The organism is Gallaecimonas kandeliae (assembly GCF_030450055.1).
Classification (GTDB): Bacteria; Pseudomonadota; Gammaproteobacteria; order Enterobacterales; family Gallaecimonadaceae; genus Gallaecimonas; species Gallaecimonas kandeliae.
Window position 1 is genome coordinate 1,608,518 of the sequence record NZ_CP118480.1, and the last position, 20,413, is coordinate 1,628,930.

The 20,413-nt window shown below is 65.2% G+C and carries 19 protein-coding genes and 1 riboswitch; of the genes, 14 read left to right on the forward strand and 5 right to left on the reverse strand.

Features of this window, described 5'->3' with window-relative positions:
* The first annotated feature begins 35 nt into the window (after positions 1–35).
* From PVT67_RS07805 to PVT67_RS07815, 3 genes are all read left to right on the forward strand, one after another.
* Positions 36–902, forward strand: a complete 867-nt coding sequence (locus tag PVT67_RS07805; protein WP_301499340.1) for a hypothetical protein — start codon at positions 36–38, stop codon at positions 900–902.
* A gap of 92 nt (positions 903–994) precedes the next feature.
* Positions 995–1,492, forward strand: coding sequence for a GNAT family N-acetyltransferase (locus PVT67_RS07810; RefSeq protein ID WP_301499341.1), 498 nt, complete (start codon positions 995–997; stop codon positions 1,490–1,492).
* A gap of 46 nt (positions 1,493–1,538) precedes the next feature.
* On the forward strand, positions 1,539–2,048 hold the full coding sequence (locus tag PVT67_RS07815) for an OsmC family protein (protein ID WP_301499342.1): 510 nt from the start codon (positions 1,539–1,541) through the stop codon (positions 2,046–2,048).
* Here the strand turns inward: PVT67_RS07815 and cobO are convergent.
* Entirely contained in the window at positions 2,042–2,623 is a 582-nt protein-coding gene (cobO, locus tag PVT67_RS07820) for a cob(I)yrinic acid a,c-diamide adenosyltransferase (RefSeq protein ID WP_301499343.1), read from the reverse strand. The genes PVT67_RS07815 and cobO overlap by 7 nt on opposite strands.
* Before the next feature lie 70 nt (positions 2,624–2,693).
* Between cobO and metH the strand changes: the two genes are divergently transcribed.
* From metH to PVT67_RS07855, 7 genes are all read left to right on the forward strand, one after another.
* A complete protein-coding gene (gene metH, locus PVT67_RS07825; RefSeq protein ID WP_301499344.1) occupies positions 2,694–6,347 on the forward strand; it encodes a methionine synthase in 3,654 nt (1,217 codons plus the stop codon).
* A 149-nt stretch (positions 6,348–6,496) separates the two neighbouring features.
* Entirely contained in the window at positions 6,497–7,561 is a 1,065-nt protein-coding gene (locus tag PVT67_RS07830) for an SDR family oxidoreductase (RefSeq protein WP_301499345.1), read from the forward strand.
* Positions 7,562–7,566: 5 nt separating this feature from the next.
* Positions 7,567–8,550, forward strand: a complete 984-nt coding sequence (locus tag PVT67_RS07835; protein ID WP_301499346.1) for an AraC family transcriptional regulator — start codon at positions 7,567–7,569, stop codon at positions 8,548–8,550.
* A 160-nt stretch (positions 8,551–8,710) separates the two neighbouring features.
* Positions 8,711–10,483, forward strand: coding sequence for an SLC13 family permease (locus tag PVT67_RS07840; protein ID WP_301499347.1), 1,773 nt, complete (start codon positions 8,711–8,713; stop codon positions 10,481–10,483).
* A 77-nt stretch (positions 10,484–10,560) separates the two neighbouring features.
* Entirely contained in the window at positions 10,561–10,932 is a 372-nt protein-coding gene (locus PVT67_RS07845) for a BlaI/MecI/CopY family transcriptional regulator (protein WP_301499348.1), read from the forward strand.
* Positions 10,925–11,551: a M48 family metalloprotease gene (locus PVT67_RS07850; RefSeq protein ID WP_301499349.1), complete on the forward strand. Its 627-nt coding sequence runs from the start codon at positions 10,925–10,927 to the stop codon at positions 11,549–11,551. Before PVT67_RS07845 ends, PVT67_RS07850 begins: the two co-directional genes overlap by 8 nt.
* Positions 11,552–11,766: 215 nt before the next feature.
* Entirely contained in the window at positions 11,767–13,461 is a 1,695-nt protein-coding gene (locus tag PVT67_RS07855) for a phosphoinositide-specific phospholipase C-related protein (RefSeq protein WP_301499350.1), read from the forward strand.
* A gap of 38 nt (positions 13,462–13,499) precedes the next feature.
* Here the strand turns inward: PVT67_RS07855 and PVT67_RS07860 are convergent, their stop codons facing one another.
* The gene (locus PVT67_RS07860; RefSeq protein WP_301499351.1) at positions 13,500–14,012 is read right to left on the reverse strand and encodes a DUF6580 family putative transport protein; all 513 of its coding nucleotides are present in this window, start codon (positions 14,010–14,012) and stop codon (positions 13,500–13,502) included.
* A 13-nt stretch (positions 14,013–14,025) separates the two neighbouring features.
* A complete protein-coding gene (locus PVT67_RS07865) occupies positions 14,026–15,933 on the reverse strand; it encodes a TonB-dependent receptor (protein WP_301499352.1) in 1,908 nt (635 codons plus the stop codon).
* 75 nt (positions 15,934–16,008) lie between these two features.
* A riboswitch (cobalamin riboswitch) is annotated at positions 16,009–16,186 on the reverse strand.
* A 71-nt stretch (positions 16,187–16,257) separates the two neighbouring features.
* Here PVT67_RS07865 and PVT67_RS07870 point away from each other — a divergent pair.
* The 4 genes from PVT67_RS07870 to PVT67_RS07885 all read left to right on the forward strand — a co-directional run bounded on the left by PVT67_RS07870 (position 16,258) and on the right by PVT67_RS07885 (position 18,571).
* On the forward strand, positions 16,258–16,527 hold the full coding sequence (locus PVT67_RS07870; RefSeq protein ID WP_301499353.1) for a helix-hairpin-helix domain-containing protein: 270 nt from the start codon (positions 16,258–16,260) through the stop codon (positions 16,525–16,527).
* A gap of 61 nt (positions 16,528–16,588) precedes the next feature.
* Positions 16,589–16,987 (forward strand): hypothetical protein, encoded by a 399-nt coding sequence (locus PVT67_RS07875; RefSeq protein ID WP_301499354.1) that lies wholly within the window; start codon positions 16,589–16,591, stop codon positions 16,985–16,987.
* A gap of 296 nt (positions 16,988–17,283) precedes the next feature.
* Positions 17,284–18,201 (forward strand): D-2-hydroxyacid dehydrogenase, encoded by a 918-nt coding sequence (locus PVT67_RS07880; protein WP_301499355.1) that lies wholly within the window; start codon positions 17,284–17,286, stop codon positions 18,199–18,201.
* 61 nt (positions 18,202–18,262) lie between these two features.
* Positions 18,263–18,571: a hypothetical protein gene (locus PVT67_RS07885; RefSeq protein WP_301499356.1), complete on the forward strand. Its 309-nt coding sequence runs from the start codon at positions 18,263–18,265 to the stop codon at positions 18,569–18,571.
* On the opposite strand, the gene PVT67_RS07890 is transcribed toward PVT67_RS07885, so the two are convergent.
* Positions 18,568–19,467: a polysaccharide deacetylase family protein gene (locus tag PVT67_RS07890; RefSeq protein WP_301499357.1), complete on the reverse strand. Its 900-nt coding sequence runs from the start codon at positions 19,465–19,467 to the stop codon at positions 18,568–18,570. The genes PVT67_RS07885 and PVT67_RS07890 overlap by 4 nt on opposite strands.
* On the reverse strand, positions 19,467–20,336 hold the full coding sequence (locus tag PVT67_RS07895; RefSeq protein WP_301499358.1) for a GNAT family N-acetyltransferase: 870 nt from the start codon (positions 20,334–20,336) through the stop codon (positions 19,467–19,469). Before PVT67_RS07895 ends, PVT67_RS07890 begins: the two co-directional genes overlap by 1 nt.
* Positions 20,337–20,413 lie beyond the last annotated feature (77 nt).

The following is a 20,413-nucleotide window of genomic DNA, read 5'->3' on the forward strand; positions in this document are numbered from 1 at the left end:
TACTGGTGTGAGCACCTTGAGTCCAGGGAGGACCTATGGAACTGCTCAGCCGTATAGCCCTGTTGGCGGCCGCCTTAAGCATTGCCGCCTGCACGCTGGATAGGACGCCCATCATCCCGCCCGCCACCTTGCATGTCTCCCCCTCGCTGTTCTGTCCAGGCGACAGCCTGACGGTTTCCTGGGATGCCAGGAGCATGGCGCGCTCCCCTGGCCTTTGCGCCCTGTTGGGCCGGGATTACCGCAGACCCGTCGCCTGTGCCGACGACCGTAGCTGCCCAAGCGGCGGGACCTGCCTGGACGGCTACTGCTGCCCAGGCGAGGTGTTCAGCGACAACCAAGGAGCCTGTCCCACCGCTGCCGGCTGCTACCCACCCTTCAACCTCAGTATCACCAGCGACACCTCGGCCAGGCCATTGGTGGACGGCGATCAACATATCCAGGGTGAGATCAGTGTTACCCCCGACAGCACCACCCACTTCCTGTTGCACCTGGCGCAACTGGGGGCTGAGCCCTTTGAACGGAGCCAAAGCGCCACTTTGATCCAGCCCGGCGCCGATACCCAGGTGCTGCACTTCCTGTTCGGTTGCAACGGTGCCACGCCGGGCTGGCAGGCGGTGGACTTGAACGCCTTGGCGTCCGAACACGTCCGCATCGTCCTGGCCCGCAACAGCAGCGGCCACAGCCTGGTGCTGAGCGGCGGCGATCCCCTGCGCGGCCCCGTGACCCTGGCGCCGGGGGAGAGTACTGAGCTGCTGAACGGCAAGTTGACGGGCCGTTGGCAAGCCAGCCTTTCACCCCTGGACCCAGCCGCCTTGCAGCGGCCCCAGTGCCTGGCTACCCAGAACCAGGGGGGCTGGCCCGATTTGGAGGTGACGCTGGTATTGGCCTGCGTGGCCAACTGAAGCCGGGGGCTTGCGGCAATGAGCGCCTGCTGAGGGTTGCCAGCCTGGCCATCTGGCGACAAGCTTGAAGAAAGACAGCCGAGGGTGCCGCCATGCAAAACCTGAAGATCCGACCCGCCACTGCCTATGATTGCGAGGCCATGGCCGACATCTACAACGGCTATGTCAGGGACAGCGTCATCACCTTCGAGGAAAAGGAGGTGACGCCGACCCAGATGGCGGCGCGGCTGGCCGAGGTAATGGGGCAGAACCTGCCCTGGCTGGTGGCCGAAGGGGTAGAGGGCCTGCTGGGCTACGCCTACGCCACCCCCTGGAAGAGCCGCTCCGCCTACCGTTTTTCCCTGGAAAGCACCATCTACCTGGACCCGCTGCACGCCGGCAAGGGCGTGGGCAAGGGCCTCTACGGCGCCTTGCTGGACCAGCTCCGGGCCCGTCATTGCCATACGGTGCTGGCCGGCATAGCCCTGCCCAACCCGGCCAGCATAGCGCTGCACGAGCGCCTGGGGTTCACCCAGGTTGGGGAACTCAAGGAGGTGGGTTTCAAGCAGGGCCGCTGGGTGGATGTCGGCTACTGGCAGCTGCGGCTCTGAAGACCCGGCCTAGACTGTACTCATCAGTCACACCGAGAGCCGAGCCATGAACGCCGACGAGCTGCGCCACCTCCAGAACCCCCTCAAGGATCGTTACCGCCAGCAGCCAGAAGCCGCCCTCATCACCTTGCGCGCCGCCGGCAGCCTGGGGGAGGGCGTCAGCTGCAAGATTGAGACGGGCAAGGCCCTGGTGGAAGCCGGCCTCCACCCTGCCACAGGCGGAACCGGCCTTGCCGCCTGCTCAGGCGACATGCTGCTCGAAGCGTTGGTGGCCTGCGCTGGCGTTACCCTGAACGCCGTGGCCACGGCCCTCGGCATCACCTTGAAGGACGCCAGGCTCGAGGCCGAAGGGGATCTCGACTTTCGCGGCACCCTGGGGGTCGACAAGACGGCGCCCGTCGGTTTCCAGGCGATCCGCCTGAAAGTGCAGCTCGACACCGACGCCACCGATGAAGAAATCGCGACGTTGCTGCGCCTCACAGAACGTTACTGCGTCGTCTTCCAGACCCTCTCCCATCCCCCCACTTTAAACCTCAGTCGGAAGCCGGCTCAGTAATCCAGACCCTTCTGGGCCTTGATGCCGGCGTCGAAGGCGTGCTTGACGCTGCGCACTTCCGAGACGGTGTCGGCCAGCTCCAGAAGCCGCCGGTGGGCGCCGCGGCCCGTGACTATGACGTGCTGGCGGGCGGGGCGCTGTCTGATGGCGTTTAGCACCTCATCCAAGTCCAGGTAGTCGTAGCTCAGCATGTAGGTGAGCTCGTCCAGTACGACCAGATCGATGCCGGGATCGTGCAGCCAGGCCTTGGCCTGGTGCCAGACTGTTTGCGCCGCCGCCGTGTCCAGCTCGCGGCTCTGGGTCTCCCAGGTAAAGCCGGTGGCCATCACCGCGAAGGGCACGCCATGGCCGGCCAGCAAGTTGCGCTCGCCGCAATCCCAGCTGCCCTTGATGAACTGGGCCACGGCGGCCTTGAGGCCGTGGCCGACGGCCCGGCAGACGGTGCCGAAGGCGGCCGTGCTCTTGCCTTTGCCGTTGCCGGTCAGCACCAGCAGGAGGCCTTTTTCCTCCCGGGCCGCCTCGATGCGGGCGTCTACCTTTTCCTTCAACTTCTGCTGGCGCTGCTGGTGTGACATTAGGGCTACCTGTTTTGGGTTCTTTTGGCTATTATGGACGTCCAAACGTATAAACGTCCAACGGTGTCCGATGTCCCACGCTCTCCAGACCGCCCTTAAAGACCGCATCCTCGTCATCGACGGGGGCATGGGCACCATGATCCAGGGTTATGGGCTGATTGAGTCGGACTACCGCGGCGACAGGTTCGCCCATTGGCCCAGCGATCTCAAGGGAAACAATGACTTGCTGGTGTTGACCCAGCCAGGGATCATCAAAGGCATACACCGCCAGTACCTGCTGGCCGGCGCCGACATCATCGAGACCAACAGCTTCAACGCCACCCCTGTGGCCATGGCCGACTACGAGATGCAGGCCCTGTCCAGGGAGATCAACCTGGCCTCGGCGCGCCTGGCCAGGGAGGCGGCCGACGAGGTGGCCCTTGAGACCGGCGTGCCCCGTTTTGTTGCCGGCGTCCTGGGCCCCACCAACCGCACCTGCTCCATCAGCCCGGACGTCAACGATCCCGGCTTTCGCAACATCCATTTCGACGATCTGGTGGCGGCCTACACCGAATCGGCCGAAGCCCTGCTGGAAGGGGGGGCCGACCTGATACTGGTGGAGACCATCTTCGATACCCTGAACGCCAAGGCGGCGCTCTTCGCCATCGACGCCCTCTTCGAGCGCCGGGGCAGGACCTGGCCGGTGATGATCTCCGGCACCATCACCGATGCCTCCGGCCGTACCCTGACCGGCCAGACCACGGAGGCCTTTTACAACTCGCTGCGCCACATCAGGCCGCTGGCCATGGGCCTCAACTGCGCCCTGGGCCCCACCGAACTGGCCCCCTACGTGGAAGAGCTGGCGCGCATCGCCGATTGTTTCGTCTCGGCCCACCCCAATGCCGGCCTGCCCAACGAGTTCGGCGGCTACGACGAGACCCCGGGCCAGATGGCCGAAACCATAGGCCGCTGGGCCCGGGACGGCTGGCTCAACCTGGTGGGGGGCTGCTGCGGCACCACCCCTGCCCATATCCAGGCCATAGCGGAGACGGTCAAAGGGGTCAGGCCCCGGGCCATCCCCGAGATACCTGTGGCGACGCGGCTTTCCGGCCTCGAGCCCTGCAACATCTTCGACGACAGCCTCTTCGTCAACGTCGGCGAGCGAACCAACGTCACCGGCTCGGCCCGCTTCTTGAAGCTCATCAAGGGTGGGGATTTCGAGACGGCCCTGGAAGTGGCCCGCCAGCAGGTGGAGGCCGGCGCCCAGGTCATCGACATCAACATGGACGAGGGCATGCTGGATGCCCAGGCCGCCATGGTGCGCTTTCTGAACCTCATCGCCTCCGAACCCGACATCAGCCGGGTGCCGGTGATGATCGACTCCAGCAAGTGGGAGGTGATAGAGGCGGGGCTCAAGTGCATCCAGGGCAAGGGCATAGTCAACTCCATCTCCATGAAGGAGGGGGAAGAGGCCTTCCGCCGCCAGGCCCGGCTGGTGCGCCGCTATGGCGCCTCCGTTGTGGTGATGGCCTTCGACGAGGACGGCCAGGCCGACAGCTACGAGCGCAAGGTGGAGATCTGCACCAGGGCCTACCGCATCCTGGTGGACGAGGTGGGCTTCCCGCCGGAAGACATCATCTTCGACCCCAACATCTTCGCCATCGCCACCGGCATCGAGGAGCACAACGGTTACGGCGTCGCCTTCATCGAGGCCTGCCGGACCCTGAGCAGGACCTTGCCCCATGCCCGTTTCTCAGGCGGCGTGTCCAACGTCAGTTTCTCTTTTCGCGGCAACAACCCGGTGCGCGAGGCCATCCACGCCGCCTTCCTCTACCACGCCATCCAGGCCGGGCTCGGCATGGGCATCGTCAACGCCGGCCAACTGGCCATCTATGACGACATAGACGCCAAGCTGCGCGAGGCGGTGGAGGACGTGGTGCTTAACCGCAGGCCGGACGCCACAGAGCGGCTGCTGGCCATCGCCGGGGATTACAACAGCGACGGCGCCGAGAAGGAGGCCGAGGTCCAGGCCTGGCGCGAATGGCCCGTGGCCAAGCGCCTCGAGTACGCCCTGGTCAAGGGCATTACCGACCATATCGACGCCGACACCGAGGAGGCGCGCCAGCAGTCCAGCCGGCCCCTGGACGTCATCGAAGGGCCCCTGATGGACGGCATGAACGTGGTGGGGGATCTCTTCGGCGCCGGCAAGATGTTCCTACCCCAGGTGGTGAAATCGGCGCGGGTGATGAAGAAGGCCGTGGCCTACCTCACCCCCTACATCGAAGCCCAGAAGGAGCCCGGCAAGTCCAACGGCCGGGTGGTGATGGCCACCGTCAAGGGCGACGTCCACGACATCGGCAAGAACATCGTCGGTGTGGTGCTGCAGTGCAACGGCTTCGAGGTCATAGACCTCGGGGTCATGGTGCCGGTGGAAAAAATCATAGCGGCGGCCAAAGAGCACCAGGCGGACGTCATCGGCATGTCCGGCCTCATCACCCCGTCGCTTGACGAGATGATCCACAACGTCAAGGCCTTCAAGAAGGCGGGCCTTTCCCTGCCTGTCATCATCGGCGGCGCCACCACCTCCAAGATCCACACGGCGGTGAAGATAGCCCCCCATTATGAGCACGGCGCCCTCTACGTGGCGGACGCCTCCCGCACCGTGCCTGTGGTCAGCAAGCTGGTAGGGGAGGGCTGGCAGGCCCTTATCGACCTCGAGTACCGCGACTACGCCCAGATGCGCGAGAAGCGCCTCAGCCAGGGCCGGCGCAAGGAGCTGGTGAGCCTTGCTGATGCACGCGCCAACCGCGCCGCCAGCGACTGGGCCAGCTACCGGCCGGCCGTGCCCAAACGGCTCGGCATCCAGGTGTTCGACGACTACCCCTTGAGCGATCTTATCGAGCGCATCGACTGGACGCCCTTCTTCCGGAGCTGGGAGCTGCACGGCCGTTACCCGGACATCCTCAAGAACCCCACAGTCGGCGCCGAGGCCCAGGAGCTGTTCGACAACGCCCAGGCCATGCTGGGGCGCATCCTGGATGAGAAATGGCTGACCGCCCGCGCCGTCATCGGCCTCTTCCCGGCCAACAGCGTCGACCATGACGACATCGAGGTGGCGACCGAAGAGGGCCTGGTGCGGCTGCATCACCTTCGCCAGCAGATGGCGCGGGCCGGCAACCACAATTTCGCCCTGGCCGACTTCGTGGCCCCCAAGGGCACTGTGCAGGACTACATGGGCGCCTTCGCCGTCACGGCGGGGATCGGCATAGAGCCCCATATCGAGGCCTTCGAACGGGCAGGGGACGACTATTCCGCCATCATGCTCAAGGCCCTGGCCGACCGCCTGGCCGAGGCCTTCGCCGAGCGCATGCACGAGCGGGTGCGCAAGGAGTTCTGGGGCTACGCCGCCGACGAGCAGCTGGACAACGAAGACCTCATCCGCGAGCGCTACAAGGGCATACGCCCGGCGCCGGGCTACCCGGCCTGCCCGGACCACACCGAGAAGGGCCTGCTCTGGCAGATCCTGAGGCCCGACCAGCGTATCGATCTAAACATCACCGAGAGCTTCGCCATGTACCCCACGGCCGCCGTCTCCGGCTGGTACTTCGCCAACACCGAAGCCCGCTACTTCGGCGTCTCCGACATCGACCGCGACCAGGTGGCGGACTACGCCCGCCGCAAGGGCTGGAGTGTGGCCGAGGCCGAGAAATGGCTGGCCCCCATCCTCGGCTACGATCCCGAGTAAGAAAAAGCCGCCCAAGGGCGGCTTTTTTGTCGCTGCGTTAAGCTGAGTGGCGCTATCCGCAAACCCTATGGCGCCAATTGTCAGTGCGCGCCTGCTCAAAGCGGGGCAAGATGAACCCTGTTCAATAACACCCTGCAGCGAGGTCGCCCATGTTCGAGATAGACAAGTCCCAGCCCGTCATGGTCACTGGCGCCACCGGTTACGTGGCCGGCTGGCTGGTGAAACGCCTGCTCGAAGAGGGCCTGAGGGTCCACGCCACTGTCCGTAACCCGGCCGACAAGGACAGGCTCCGCTACCTGGACGCCGCCGCGGCCGAGGCCCCAGGCACCCTGACATTCTTCAAGGCCGATCTCCTGGACCAGGGTAGCTTCGACGAGGCCATGGCCGGCTGTGCCGTCGTCTTCCATACCGCTTCCCCCTTCACCTCCAAGATCCAAGATCCGGAGCGCGACCTGGTGCGCCCGGCCCTGGAAGGCACCCGCAACGTGCTGGAGGCCGTCAACAGGACGGCGTCGGTAAGGCGGGTGGTGCTGACCAGCAGCTGCGCCGCCATCTACGGCGACAACCTCGACCTCAAGGAAAAGGGCCTGGCGGCCCTCGACGAGTCGGTTTGGAACACCAGCTCCAGCTTGAAGCACCAGGCCTACAGCTACTCCAAGACGGTGGCCGAGCAGGCCGCCTGGGCCCTGGCCAAGCAACAGGAGCGCTGGCAGCTGGTGGTGGTCAACCCCTCCCTGGTGATGGGCCCTGGAATAAGCCCCTTCGCCACCTCCGAGAGCTTTAGCCTGATGCGCCAACTGGGGGACGGCACCATGAAGGCCGGGGTGCCGGACTGGCCCATCGGCGTGGTGGACGTGCGCGACTTGGCGGAGGCGCACCTGCGTGCCGCCTTCCTGCCGGACGCCGAGGGCCGCCACATCATCAGTGGCCACGACACCAGCTTCATGGGCATGGCCAAGGTACTGGCGCCGCGCTTCGGCAAGGACTTCCCGCTGCCCAGGAACACCTTGCCCAAATGGCTGGTGTGGCTGGCCGGGCCCCTGACCAACAAGGCCATGACCCGCGCCATGGTGTCGCGCAACGTCGGCCACCCCTGGCATGCCGACAACAGCAAGAGCGTCCAGGCCCTTGGCATGCACTACAGGCCCCTGGCCGAGACCCTGGAAGACTTCTTCGTGCAGATGCGCGACAGCGGCCAGTTCAAGAAGGCGTGAGCGTCATGAAGGGGTTCTGGGTGCAGCCCGGCTGGCGGTTGATGTTGGCCGACATGGGGCTGGAGAGCGAGGTGGTACTCCGTCAGGCCGGCCTGCCGGCGGATCTCTTCAGCAGGCCCGGCGCCAGCCTGGGGGTGGCCGAATACTTCCGCCTGTGGCAGACGGTGGAAGCCCTGGCCGGCCCCCAGGCGCCACTGCGCCTGGGCCAGGCCATTTCCACCGAGAGCTTCGCGCCGCCCATCTTCGCCAGCCTTTGCAGCCGGGATCTCAACCAGGCCCTGCAACGATTGCAGAGATACAAGCCGCTGATCTGCCCCATGCACCTGGAGCTTGAGGTGGGGGAGCAGGGCACCGCCATATCCCTGCACTGCGACGCCCTGGGCCTGCCCATACCCGGCGGCCTGGGGGCGGCGGAGATGGTCTTCTTCACCCAGTTGGCGCGGCTGGCCACCCGCCACCGTGTCGAGCCCTTGGCCGTCTCGCTGCCGCAGTTGCCGGCGGATCTGGCGCCTTACCACGATTATTTTGGGGTCCTTCCCGTCAAAGGCGAGGTGCCCAGCCTCCTTTTCAGCGCCCAGGATGCCCGCCGGCCCTTCCTGACCCACGACAGCGCCATGTGGGACTTCTTCGAGCCCGAGCTGAAGCGGCGCCTGGCCGAGCTGTCGGACAGCGCCGGCCTGGTGGAGCGGCTGCGGGCGCTGCTGCTGGAGCTGCTGCCGAGCGGCAGCGCCCAGCTTGAGCAGGCCGCCAAGGGCCTGGCCATCAGCAAGCGCACCTTGCAGCGCCAATTGGCCGAGGCCGGCACCCATTTCCAGGCCGAGCTCAGCCATACCCGCGAGCGCCTGGCCCGTCATTACCTGGAAGCCTCCAGCCTCAGTCTCCAGGAGATCGCCTTCCTGCTGGGCTTTGCCGACAACACCGCCTTCCTGCGCTCCTTCAAGCAATGGACGGGCCTGACGGCCAGCCAATACCGGGCGTCATGCCGCTAGCGCACAGGCAAAAGCGTGGGTTCGGGGCCTGGACCCGCAAGTAAGGTGGCCGCAGCACCATATCCAATAAGCATATTAAAATGCTTAAACAGTCTTATACGTTCTATAAGGGCCGAGGCAGAATGCCAGTCAATCATGTTTTGGCCGGATAGACGTATAGATGGATTGGCAGGGCTGCTTGGTATTGGGGCTGACGATAACGGCCCTGCTGTTGATGGTCTTTACCCGGCTGGCACCCCATCTGGTGATGGCGGGGGTGCTGGTGCTGCTGAGCCTGTTCGGCGTGCTGTCCGGCCCCGAGGCCCTGGCTGGCTTCAGCAACGCCGGCCTTATCACGGTGGCGGCCATGCTGGTGGTGGCCGGGGGCCTCAACGCCAGCGGCGGTGTCGACTACCTGGTGCACAAGCTGCTGGGCCGCCCCCAGGGCCTGCGCGGTGCTCTCGGCAAGCTGATGGCGCCTGTGCTGGTGCTCAGCGCCTTCCTCAACAACACCCCTGTGGTGGCCACCTTCATCCCGGCCATCCACGGCTGGTCCCGCAAGCTGGGGCTGGCACCGTCCAAGCTGATGATCCCCCTTTCCTACAGCGCCATTCTCGGCGGTACCCTGACCCTGATCGGCACCAGCACCAACCTCATCGTCAACGGCCAGTACCAGAGCCTGACCGGCCAGGCCGGTTTCAGCCTTTTCTCCATCAGCCTGGTGGGGCTGCCCGTGGCGCTGGTGGGCATCGCCTTTATCTGGCTGGCCTTTCCGCGGTTGCTGCCGAACCGCTCCGACGACACCCCTTTTGAGAACCTGCGCGAATTCACCCTGGAGGTGGCCGTGGCCCCGGACGGTCCTCTGGTGGGCAAGAGCATCCGTGAGGCGGGCCTGAGGGAGCTGAAAAGGGTCTTCCTGGTGGAGATAGAGCGGAGCGGCCAGATGATGACGGCGGTGGCGCCGGAAGAGCGGCTCAAGGGCGGTGACCGCCTGGTCTTCGCCGGCGACACCGAGGCCATTTCGGAGCTGTTGCGCATCAACGGCATAGTGGCCTCGGCCGAGCACCACAGCATCGAGGATCTGCGCCAGCCCAGGGACGGGCGCCGCCTGGTGGAAGTGGTGGTCTCGCCCCACTGCGCGGCCGTGGGCCAGACCATCAGGGACGCGCGCTTTCGGGCCCGCTACGGCGCCATAGTGCTGGCGGTGGCCAGGGGCGCCGAGCGCATCAAGGGCAACCTGGGCTCGATCCGCCTCGAGGCTGGGGACACCTTGCTGCTGGAGGCGCGGCCCGCTTTTGTCAGCCGACAGCGTTACAACAAGGATTTCCTGCTGGTCAATGACCTGGATGTGGAGCCGCCTCGGCACAAGAAGGCGCTGCTGGCCTGGGCCATACTGCTGGGCCTGGTGGGGGCGGCGGGCTTTGGCCTCATCAGCATGCTCAACGCCGCCCTGGCCGGCGCCGCCCTGATGCTCGTCACCGGCTGCATGTCGGTGGGGCAGGCGGAAAAGAGCCTGGACTTGCCTCTTATCATCACCATCGCCTCTTCCTTTGCCCTGGGAGCGGCCATGCAGAAGACGGGGGTGGCGACCTGGCTGGCCCAGCAACTGCTGGGGCTGTCCGGCGGCAAGGCCTGGTTGCTGCTGATCCTGGTCTACGTGGCGGTATCCCTGCTCACCGAGCTGGTCACCAACAACGCCGCCGCCCTGGTGATGCTGCCCATAGTGCTGGAAGTGACCGGCAAGGCCGGCCTCGACCCCACCCCCTTCGTGTTCGCCCTGATGATCGCGGCCTCGGCCAGCTTCGCCACGCCGCTCGGTTACCAGACCAACCTGATGGTGCTGGGGCCGGGGGGCTATCGCTTCAACGACTTCCTCAAGGTCGGGATCCCCATGAACCTGCTGGTGGGGCTGACCACTGTCACCGTCCTGCTGCTGGGCTGGCCCCTGACCTGAGCCCGTGAAGGGCGCCGGCTTGTCATCATGTGACACTTGTCGCGTGATGGTGTCATCTGTCACAAGGATGAAAGCCCATGACGCCCCAACCCTCAGCCTCGGAGCTGGCCATCCTCAAGGCCCTCTGGCAACAGTCCCCCTTGAGTGGCCGTGAGATCCACCAGCGGATCCAGGCCCAGCTGGACTGGTCCTATTCCTCCACCCGCAAGACCTTGGAACGCATGCAGGAAAAGGGCTTGCTGGCGGTGCTGGATGTGCACGGTCTCAAGGTGTTCGAAGTCAAGGTGGCCAAGGTCGAGACCCTTGCCACCTTCGCCCGCGACTTCGCCAAGCGGGTCTTGGAGATGGAATCGCCGCTGCCGGCCAGCTTCTTCGCCGGCAGCCAGCTGCTGGACGAGGCGGAGCTGGCGGAGCTGGAACGGCTGCTCAAGAAGGATGACCATGGCTGAGCTGTTGCTGGGCCTGGGGGCCTCCCTGCTGGTGGCGTCCTTGGCGTTGGGCCTAGTTGCCGCCCTGGTTTCTGCTTTTCCTTCCCTGCGCCGCTGGCGCGACCCTTGGCTGGCAGCGCTGCTGCTGAGCCTGCTCCCTTTCGTCTTTGCCCAGCTGCCAAGGCACGCGCCCACCGAGGTGCTGCGCCTGACCTTGCCGACCCTGGGCCACTGGATGCCGGCGGGGCAGGGCCTTGCCCAGGAGTCTGCCGCAGCAGCGGTTTCCCTGCCGCTGCCGGCTTTGCTGCTGTGTGTCTGGTTCCTGGGGGCGGCTTGGCAGCTGTGGGGGCTTTGGCGCCGTAACAGGGCGCTCAAGGGGCTGCTGGGCCAGTGCCAGGTCGTGCCGGCAGAAGGTGAGCTGGCCAGGCACCTGGGCGTGGACGCACCGCCGCCAGGGCTCAAGCTGCTGCTGACCGACGCCAGGCTGTCGCACTTTGCCTGTGGCCGCAACGGCCTGGTACTGAGCCGCTGGGCCCCGGATAAATTGGAACTGGAACAGTTAAGGCTGGTGGTGGCCCATGAGCTTAGCCACCTGCGCCATGGCGACCCGCTGCTGGTGCAGGGGCTGTCGAAGCACTAAGGAACCAAGGCGCCCCAGGGCGCCTTTTTTATCGCCCCAGGCCGAGCTTGAAAGCTCAGTTGCGCATTTTTGCTACCTATGCGTCATATTTGTCCGTTAGTCTCATTTTGGCATTTCCCATTTAATCAATAAGTTAGGCGAATTTTTATTGCGCCTTGACGGAAATGCCCAGGTCAGGGGCAATACCGCCCGGCCTGTTCTTTCTGGGAGGACACATGAAAACCCTATCCATATTGGCCTTGGGACTGGCCAGCCAGCTTGCCTGGGCCGGCACGGCCGAAGACATCACCGACGGCGTCTGCTTCTACCAGCACAGCCATTACAAGGGGGCCGAGCACTGCTACCTGCCGGGACAGTCGGTGTCGGCGGTGGCGAACCGGGATTGGAGCTCTATCCGCGTCATAGGCCGAGGCGCGGCGCGGATCTACAAGGGCGAGCAGTACCAGGGTGACAGCCGCAACGTCATGGCCAATGCCTACGAGCTGAACGGCATGAATGACGCTATCGCCTCGGTGCAGATCTACAGGCGCAGCAGCGACGACTTTGCCTGCATGTTCGACCATGACGGTTTCCGCGGTGACGTGCACTGCCTGGCCGCCGGCCAGTCGGAAAGCGACCTGACCGCCGTCGGCTACAACGACGCCACCAGCTCGATGCAGCTCTTTGGCGACGTAGCGGTGACCGTCTTCGAGAACGTCGGTTACGGCGGCAAGAGCCAGCTCCTAAGCCGCTCCACCAGCGACTTCAACGCCAGGCCCGGCGGCTGGCTGGACGACAACATCAGCAGCTGGAAGGCGGTGAAGCGCGCCAAGCGTGACCAGGAGGTAGCCATAGAGCTGCAGGAGCGGCTGGGGGACAAGGCGCCGCTGCATGGCAGTACAGTGCTCGGCAGCCACAACAGCTTCAACAGCTCCGCCTACAACAACACCGAGGGCTTCGTCTCACCCAACCAGAGGCGCAGCCTCACCGAGCAGTTGGAGATGGGGGCCCGCATGTTCGAGTTCGACGCCCACAGCTATTGGAGCGACGACGTAGCCCTCTGCCACGCCAGCGACGGTGACTGCTTCTGGTCCCCTTGGCTGCGACAGTCCATGCGCCGCCTGGCCGCCGAGCTGAATGCTTGGCTCAACAGCCACCCCCGGCAGGTGCTTTACCTCTACCTCAACGACTACCTGGGAGACGGCGACAAGGCGCTGCTGGGCCAGGTGGTGGCCAGCAGCTTCGGTACTCGCCTGTACCGGCCCCAGGGCTGCGAGAACCTGAGCCCGGAGATCAGCAACCAGCAGGTGCTGGCCGCCGACCGCCAGATAGTGGTGTTCAGCGACAGGGCCTGCGTGGAGGGCCTGGTGTTCGCCCGCGGTGACTTCGAGTCGGGCCATTCGGTGCGCGACGACGGCACCGACTTCAGCGGCCGCAACTATGTCGACGGGCGCTTTTCCCGGGCCTACGAGTGCGACCACCCCAACTGCACCAACGTGCTGAACGCCGAACAGGTGCGTCAGGCCCAACTGGCCGGTATCAACTCAGTGGCCCAGGACCAGTTGGTGGAGGACGGCAAGGCCCTCTACCAGCTGTGGGCCTTCGACCCCGCCCCTGCCAGCCATTACGGCGACTGGCAGGCCGAGAGCCGCTCGGCGCGCCTCACCGCCAATGGTCACTACTACCTGGCCATGGGCGACAAGGGGGAGCTGTTGCGGCCACTCTGCCATGATGGCAGCGGTTGGCGCCTGGCACCCCAGGCCGTCGGTTTCGACGAGGCCGCTGCCGCCTGCGCCGCCATCAATGGTCGCTTCGAGGCGCCCAAGTACCTGGTGGAAGCCGACAAGGCCCGGCAATTGCTGGCCCAGCAGGGAGTGGTGCAGGCCCACATCGCTTTCGGCGTGGCGGGAGGACGTTGGCAGGCGGACTGAGCCGCAAACAACAAAAAAGGCGCCTTGCGGCGCCTTTTTCAATGGGCGAAAGCCCTGGGGAAGTAGCGCTCCAAGGCGTAGAAGCTGCCGAACAGCAGGGCGTTGAAGAAGAGATCCCCCAGGAGACTGTTCTGGAAGAAGGGCAGGCCGGCGATCAGCGCCTGGTTCAGCCCCTGCCAGCCGGCCGGGTAGTAGTCGCCCACCAGCCAGACGGCGCCGTTGGTGATGAAGAAGAACAGCACTGAACCGGCCAGGGAGCCGAAAAGGATGGCGTCGGCGGCCGCCCCTTGCTTGCCCACCCAGAAGCCCAGCACCGCCGTCAGCAGCAGGGCGCCGTAGACGAAGGGCAGGGTAGGGTGCAGGCCCAGCACCAGGTCTGAACAGGCCATGGCCGCCAGGGGCACCAGCATCGCCAGGGTACGGCTTTGGAACTTGGCGCCGGCAAAGAGGGCCATGGCCGCCACTGGCGACAGGTTCCAGGGGTGCGGTATCACCCGGTACAGGGCGCAAAGGGCGATCATCGCCAGCAGCGTGGTCAGACGTGGGTTCATCCTCAATCCTCGGTTAGAAGTGGTATCGGCCGGTAAGGTTTATGGCGCGGCCATTGCCGGGATACCAGGCGTCTTCACCCCAGGTATTGTAAACAGCATAGTCCGCATAGTGCTTATCAAAGAGGTTGTCGGCCCGCAGCACCAGCTGCCAGGGGCCCCGCCGCCAGTTGCCTGCCAGGTTCCAGAGGCCATAGCCCCCTTGTTTCGGCCCCAGGTTCTGGGTGTCGGACAAGAGGTACTGGCTACCGCGGTACTGGTACTCGAGCCTGGCCGACAGCGCCTGGCTGAGGGCCAGCTCGCCCCAGGCGCTGCCCGAGTGACGGGCGACCCAGGGCACCTTTTTACCATCGTTCTGGCCCTTGGTGAACTGGGCGTCCAGCCACTGGTAGTCCAGGCCCAAGTGCAGGGGGCCCAGGTCGTATCCGCCCTTGAAGTTGATGCCGTAGCGGCGCGAGGCCTCGCCGTTGACGTTGGCGCCGGGGAACTGGCCGCCGGCCGGGGCCGGGGCGTTGGCGTCGAAGACGATTTCGTCATCCAGATCCAGGCGGAAGGCGGACAGGGAAAGGTCGCCATTTGCCCAGCCCGCCTCGTACGAGGTGCCCTTCTGGGGTTTGAGGCCTATGACCCCGGCCGGGGTATAGCCTTGTTCGTCGAGCTTGGCGAAACGCAGGTTGCGGTCGATACGGGCAAAAAGCCGGCCGCTGCCGAGGGCGTATTGGCCGGCCAGGGACCAGGTGGTGGCGTGGTGGCGGATGTCCTGGCCGTCAGGGTAGGTGCCGCCGTAGCGGAGCTGGTCTTTGACACGGGCGTAACGCAGGCCGGCGGTCAGGCTCAGGGGCCCTTGCTGCCATTGGCCGCTGCCGTAGAGGCTCTGGCTGGCCCTTTGGTTGTGGGCGCCCAGGTTGTCGTCGTCATAGTGGCCGTTTTCGATGTCGGCCCCGGCCAGCAGGCTGATGTCGCCAAGGGTGCCTTTCAAGCGCGGCGACAATCGGGCCAGGCGCTCCACCGTCTCGCTGGGGTTGTCCACCGGCCAGCCACTGTAGCTTTGGTTGTAATCCCGCTCACGGCGGTTGACCGAGCCGTCCAGTAGCAGTTGCCAGCGATCGTCCAGCTGTTGTTCCAGGCCCAGGCGCACCACCCGGTTGATCTGGTTGATGAAATCCTTGGCGAACTCGGGGTTGGAGCCGCGCCTGTCCTGTTGGCTCAGCAGCAGGGGGCCCGGTTGGTCGCGCTTGTCCTGGTCCCAGCCCAGCTCCAGGAAGAGCTTGCGACCCTCGCCCTGGTAGCCGAGGCGGCCCTGGGCGCTGCGGGTCTTGCTGGTGCTGCGGTCGCGGAAATTGTCGCTCTTGTCCCAGGCCAGGTTGGTGTCAAGGAAGAGGCCATTGTCAAAGCCCTTGGACAGGTTGGCACCCAGGGCCTTGTGGCCCCAACTGCCGAGGCTGGCCTGGAGCTCGCCGCCGTCCACGCCGCCCTTGGTGATGATGTTGATGACGCCGCCCACGGCCTGGTCGCCGTAGAGCACGCCGGCGCTGCCTTGCAAGATCTCGATGCGCTGGAGGTTGCTAAGGCGCAGGCTGGACAGGGCAGGGCCTGCCAGGCTCTGGCTGTTGAGGCGGCGGCCGTCGATAAGCACCAGCACGTTGCTGCCGGCCTGGTCGGGGGCGAAGCCGCGCAGGCTCAGCACAGGGCCCGATCCCGAGTTGGCCACCTGGATGCCGGCGCGGCCGCGCAGCAGATCCATCAGGGAGCTGGCGCCGCTTTGCTCGATGTCGTCCTGGCTTATCAAGGTCACGGCGGCGGGGATCTGGTCGATAGATTGGCTCTGGCGGCCCAGTACCACCAGGTGTTCGTCGGCGGTCTCGGCCGCCTGCAGCAGGCCTGGCAACAAGGCCAGGGCCAGCAGGGATTTGGAAAAGCCCATAAAGTCAGTCCACTTCATGGGGGCAAAGGGATACCACAGCATGATGCCGAACCCGGGCCTTGCCCACCGAAGGCACCGGGTTTTCTTCTCATGGCCGGTCTCCGGACTTGGACGGGTAACCGCGCTGCCGCCTTCCCGTGAGATCACAGTGGCTTTTGGCAGCGCGCCATCCTTACCGTTGCGGGGGCAGTGCCGGACTTGCACCGGCTTCCCGATTATCCCTTCTGGGGGCACCACGGAAAAAGGCGTATTCTTCAACCTGTTGATTGAAGGCCGCATCATAGCCTTTGTCGTGTTTGGAAGTCCAGACGTCTGAGGTTGTCCATGAAATTGACCGATCTGCCCAATGTGGGGCCCGCCACCGCCAAGGATCTGCAACTGCTGGGCATTGAAGCGCCGCCGCAGCTGATCGGCCAGGATCCTTATTTTCTTTACCAGGAACTCTGCCGCCTGACCGGCCAGCGCCACGACCCTTGCGTGCTGGATGTACTGATGTCGGTGGTGCGTTTCATGGAGGGGGCGCCGGCCAGGCCCTGGTGGTTTTACACGCCCGAACGCAAGGCCTTACTTGCCAAGTTGGCTAAGTCGCCATAATGTTAACTTAGGGTTAAATGAAGGGCTCTGGTTGAGCCCTTCCGCTGACAAGGAGTTGGTGATGGCATCAGAAAAGGATTACCCGCACAACCGCTTCGACCGCTGGTTGCGCCTTCCCCTGGCGGTACTCGCCGGCCTTATCGTCGCCGCTTCCACCCAGGTGCTGATCCAAGGCATCGCCGTGGCCCTCTACGGCCAGGAGCCGAGCAGCAGCAATTTGTCCCTGGGCTACTCGTTGCTGTCCCTCTTGGGATTCTGGATGGCCACCTTCGTCGGTGTAGTGACCACCCTGCTGCTGGAGCGCCGGGAGCAGGCGATCCTGGCCTGGACCCTGGTGGCCATACTGGCCTTGCTGGTGCTGGCCAGCGTGACCCTCTTCGCCTACCCCTGGTGGTTCGCCGTGGCGGCCATCGCCGGCATGATCCCCCTGTCCCGCTTGGCGGGGCGTCTGGCACACTAAGAAAAGCGGTGCCAGGCCGCCTTTGGCGGGCAGTCGTTGCCAGCATGGTGCCCTTGTCCCGCTTGGCGGGGCGGCTGGCGCACTAAGAAAAGCTGTGCCGGGCCGCCTTTGGCGGGCAGTCATCGCCGGCATGATCCCCCTGTCCCGCTTGGCCGGGCGGCTGGCGCACTGACTAAAGCAGTGCCGGGCCGCCTTTGGCGGGCAGTCATCGCCGGCTTGCCCACTTAACCAAAGTCGCCTTGTAACCGGGACCTGGCTGCTTTAAAAGGGGGGCAAAACCTTCTCAGGACAGCCCTATGAAAGCCGTATTGCTGGACGCCGACACCCTGGGCCAGGACATCGACCTTGGCCCCCTCAAAGCCGCCGTCAACCACCTCGAGATCCACGGCAACACCACCCCGGAGCAACTGGCCGGGCGTCTGGCCGGCATGGATATCGCCCTGACCAACAAGGTGCCTATTCCGGGTTCGGCCATGGCCGGCCTTAAGGCCATCTGCGTCATGGCCACCGGTATGAACAATGTGGACTTGGCTGCTGCCGAGCGCTTGGGAATACCGGTCAGGAACGTGGTCAATTACGGCACCCATTCGGTGGCCCAGCACAGCCTGATGCTGATGCTGGCCCTCGCCGCCAGGCTGCCCCTCTATCAGTGCGATCTCAGTGCAGGTGCCTGGCAGCAGAGCCCATTTTTCTGCCTGATGGGCCATGCCACCACTGAGCTTCACGGCAAGACCCTGGTGCTGGTGGGCGCCGGCACCCTGGGCAGCAGCGTCGCCAGGTTGGCCGAGGCCTTCGGCATGGAGGTGGTGTTTGCGGCCAGGCCCGGCAGCAAGGACGATCCCAGGCCCAGCCTGGAGGCGCTGCTGCCAAAGGCCGATCTGCTTTCTTTCCATTGCCCCCTCACCGAGCACACCCATCATCTCTTGAACGCCGAGCGCCTGGCCCTCGTCAAACCTGGCTGCCTGGTGGTGAATTGCGCCAGGGGCGGCATCATCGACGAAGCCGCCTGCCTGGCGGCCCTCGAGGCCGGGCGCCTCGGCGGCCTGGCCGTGGATGTGTTGCCACAAGAGCCGCCGCGGGCAGGTCACCCTTTGTTGGATGCCCTGGCCAAGCCCCTGAACCTCATCGTCACCCCCCATAACGCCTGGATAAGCCGAGAGGCCAGGCAGAAGATTGTGGAGCTGACGGCGGACAATATCAGCGCCCTGGCCTAGGGCGCTGCAAGGCACCACCGCCTTTGCCGGTCTTTTGCCAGGACCGTTGAAGGAGGGGCTTATGGCCAAGAGCTGGATAAGGGATGGCTTGAAGCTGTTGTCAGGGGCCCTGGCGGGCAGCTTGCTGGCTTTCGCCATGCTGTTGACGAAGAAGGACTTCTTCGGCTTCTGGCTCAGTCACAGCAAGGGGTTGGCGGATTTCTTTGCCAACCTCTACAGCGCCGACATGGGACAGCACGGCGGCACCCTCATCACAGGCCTGCTCTGGGACCTGTCCCTGGCGGTGGCCATTGGGGCCATACCCGGTATGGTGCTGCTGCCCTTTTCCTTTGCCGTGCTGAGGCGCTGGTTGACCAAGGGGCTGGGTTAGGGGCGCGACGGATGATGGGCCTGCCAATGCCGGGCTATGTCTTGGCGTTTGCAGATCCAGGCCCCGCCTTTGGCCTGTACATGACTCAAGAAGCGCACCAGGGCCAGGGCCCTGGCAGGGTGGCCGCTGATACGGCCATGGAGGCCGACGCTCATCATCTTCGGCGCCGTCGCCCCTTCCTGCCAGAGGCAGTCGAAGGCATCCTTGAGCAGCGCAAAGAAGTCTTCCCCGCTGGCGACACAGTTCGGCAGCAGATAGCGCATGTCGTTGGTGACCAGGCTGTAGGGGAGCATCAGAAGATCCTGGTGCCAGTAGGGCAGGTCGTCGTTGTAGCAATCCGAGCTGTAGAGCAACCCCGCCTCTTGCACCAACCGCCGGGTATTGGCGCTTTGCCGGCCCGTATACCAGCCCAGCGCCTGCTTGTTGCAGCACTTGGCTATCGCCGCCAGGGTCTGCTGGATGTGGCGCCTTTCCTCGTCTTCAGGGACAAAGTGATAGTCCAGCCAGCGATAGCCGTGGCCCGCCACTTCGATGTCGCCTTGGCTAAGGGCCTGGGCCAGCGGTGGGTTGAGCTCCAGGGCCTGGCCTGTGGCGAAGACGGTCAGGGGTACGTTGCGCTCGGCAAAGAGTGCCAGCAGGCGCCAGGCGCCGGCCCGGGCGCCGTATTCATAGAGGCTCTCCACGCTCCAGTCCCGCTCGCCCCGGCGCGGCGGCCGCCCAGGCAGCTCGTGCAGGTAGGCCTCGGACTGGGCGTCGCCGTGCAGGATGCAAGACTCTGAGCCTTCCTCGACATTGAGCACAAACTGCAGGGCGACGCGTGCCCCGCCCGGCCAATGGGGATGAGGTGGCCGGCCGCCGTAGCCGACGAGCTCCCGCCCCGGGCCGGACTTTGCCATCAGCCGAGCTCGAAGGTGGTGACGCCGAATACCTTGTCCTCGGCGACGGCGGGTTTGGAGCCTAAGTACATGCGGGCGCAGCCGAACACCTCCGCCATGCCGTGGCGCCGGGCCATGGCCATGGCGGCGCCATTATTCTCCGGCACGTCGAGGAAGAGGGGGCCGCCTGCGGCGAACTCCGCCAGCTTTTGGTAGAGGGCCTCGGCGGCCTTGGCGTCGTCGGCGAAGAGGGGGCCTACCTTGCAGCCCTGGCCACAGCGGCGCACCACGGCATAACCGGCCAGCTTGCCGCCGCGCAGGCAGCCAAGGGCCTGGGCGTCCGGCTGGGCTATCCAGCCTTCGAGGAAGGCACTGCGAGAGGCGGGGAAGCATTGGCGGTCATAGGCTTCGAGATCAGCGAAGGCCACCTCGGAAAGCGGCACCAGCTGCTCGCCGCCCGGCGGCGCGGTAAAGCCGGCCGCAATGTCGGCCTCAAAGCGCAGGTCCCGGTGGGAAAAGACGAAGCCGCCCTTGGCGTAGTAGGGCTGCATGTCGAAGACGCCGTCCATGCCGATGCCGGCGCCGGGCTTGAGGCGGGCCAGCAGCCCCTCCCGCCGCTTGCGCCAGAGTTCATCGCCCAGGCCATGGCCGCGAAACTCGGGGCGGATGATAAAAAAGCCCATGAAGCCAAAGTCGCCGCCATAGCTGGTGATGGCGCCGCCACCGACCAGCTCCCCGTCCAGTTCGGCGGCGATGTAGGCGTCCGGATCCGTGGCCCAGAACAGCTCGGCATCGTGCAGGCCAGGGTTCCAGCCCTCTTTCGCCGCCCAGCCCACCAAGCTATCCAGCTCGGCCCTGGTCATGTTGCGGATCTGCAGCTTGTCTGACATCAGTCTCTCCCTGGCGCGTTGCCGCTTATGGTTGTGGATTGCTTTGTTTGATAGTCGCCTTAATAATCGGCCTTATT

Coding starts and splice junctions, on each gene's coding strand:
- PVT67_RS07805 (WP_301499340.1), top strand. CDS start 36: ATGGAACTGCTCAGCCGTATAGCCCTGTTGGCGGCCGCCTTAAGCATT.
- PVT67_RS07810 (WP_301499341.1), top strand. CDS start 995: ATGCAAAACCTGAAGATCCGACCCGCCACTGCCTATGATTGCGAGGCC.
- PVT67_RS07815 (WP_301499342.1), top strand. CDS start 1,539: ATGAACGCCGACGAGCTGCGCCACCTCCAGAACCCCCTCAAGGATCGT.
- cobO (WP_301499343.1), bottom strand. CDS start 2,623: ATGTCACACCAGCAGCGCCAGCAGAAGTTGAAGGAAAAGGTAGACGCC.
- metH (WP_301499344.1), top strand. CDS start 2,694: ATGTCCCACGCTCTCCAGACCGCCCTTAAAGACCGCATCCTCGTCATC.
- PVT67_RS07830 (WP_301499345.1), top strand. CDS start 6,497: ATGTTCGAGATAGACAAGTCCCAGCCCGTCATGGTCACTGGCGCCACC.
- PVT67_RS07835 (WP_301499346.1), top strand. CDS start 7,567: ATGAAGGGGTTCTGGGTGCAGCCCGGCTGGCGGTTGATGTTGGCCGAC.
- PVT67_RS07840 (WP_301499347.1), top strand. CDS start 8,711: ATGGATTGGCAGGGCTGCTTGGTATTGGGGCTGACGATAACGGCCCTG.
- PVT67_RS07845 (WP_301499348.1), top strand. CDS start 10,561: ATGACGCCCCAACCCTCAGCCTCGGAGCTGGCCATCCTCAAGGCCCTC.
- PVT67_RS07850 (WP_301499349.1), top strand. CDS start 10,925: ATGGCTGAGCTGTTGCTGGGCCTGGGGGCCTCCCTGCTGGTGGCGTCC.
- PVT67_RS07855 (WP_301499350.1), top strand. CDS start 11,767: ATGAAAACCCTATCCATATTGGCCTTGGGACTGGCCAGCCAGCTTGCC.
- PVT67_RS07860 (WP_301499351.1), bottom strand. CDS start 14,012: ATGAACCCACGTCTGACCACGCTGCTGGCGATGATCGCCCTTTGCGCC.
- PVT67_RS07865 (WP_301499352.1), bottom strand. CDS start 15,933: ATGGGCTTTTCCAAATCCCTGCTGGCCCTGGCCTTGTTGCCAGGCCTG.
- PVT67_RS07870 (WP_301499353.1), top strand. CDS start 16,258: ATGAAATTGACCGATCTGCCCAATGTGGGGCCCGCCACCGCCAAGGAT.
- PVT67_RS07875 (WP_301499354.1), top strand. CDS start 16,589: ATGGCATCAGAAAAGGATTACCCGCACAACCGCTTCGACCGCTGGTTG.
- PVT67_RS07880 (WP_301499355.1), top strand. CDS start 17,284: ATGAAAGCCGTATTGCTGGACGCCGACACCCTGGGCCAGGACATCGAC.
- PVT67_RS07885 (WP_301499356.1), top strand. CDS start 18,263: ATGGCCAAGAGCTGGATAAGGGATGGCTTGAAGCTGTTGTCAGGGGCC.
- PVT67_RS07890 (WP_301499357.1), bottom strand. CDS start 19,467: ATGGCAAAGTCCGGCCCGGGGCGGGAGCTCGTCGGCTACGGCGGCCGG.
- PVT67_RS07895 (WP_301499358.1), bottom strand. CDS start 20,336: ATGTCAGACAAGCTGCAGATCCGCAACATGACCAGGGCCGAGCTGGAT.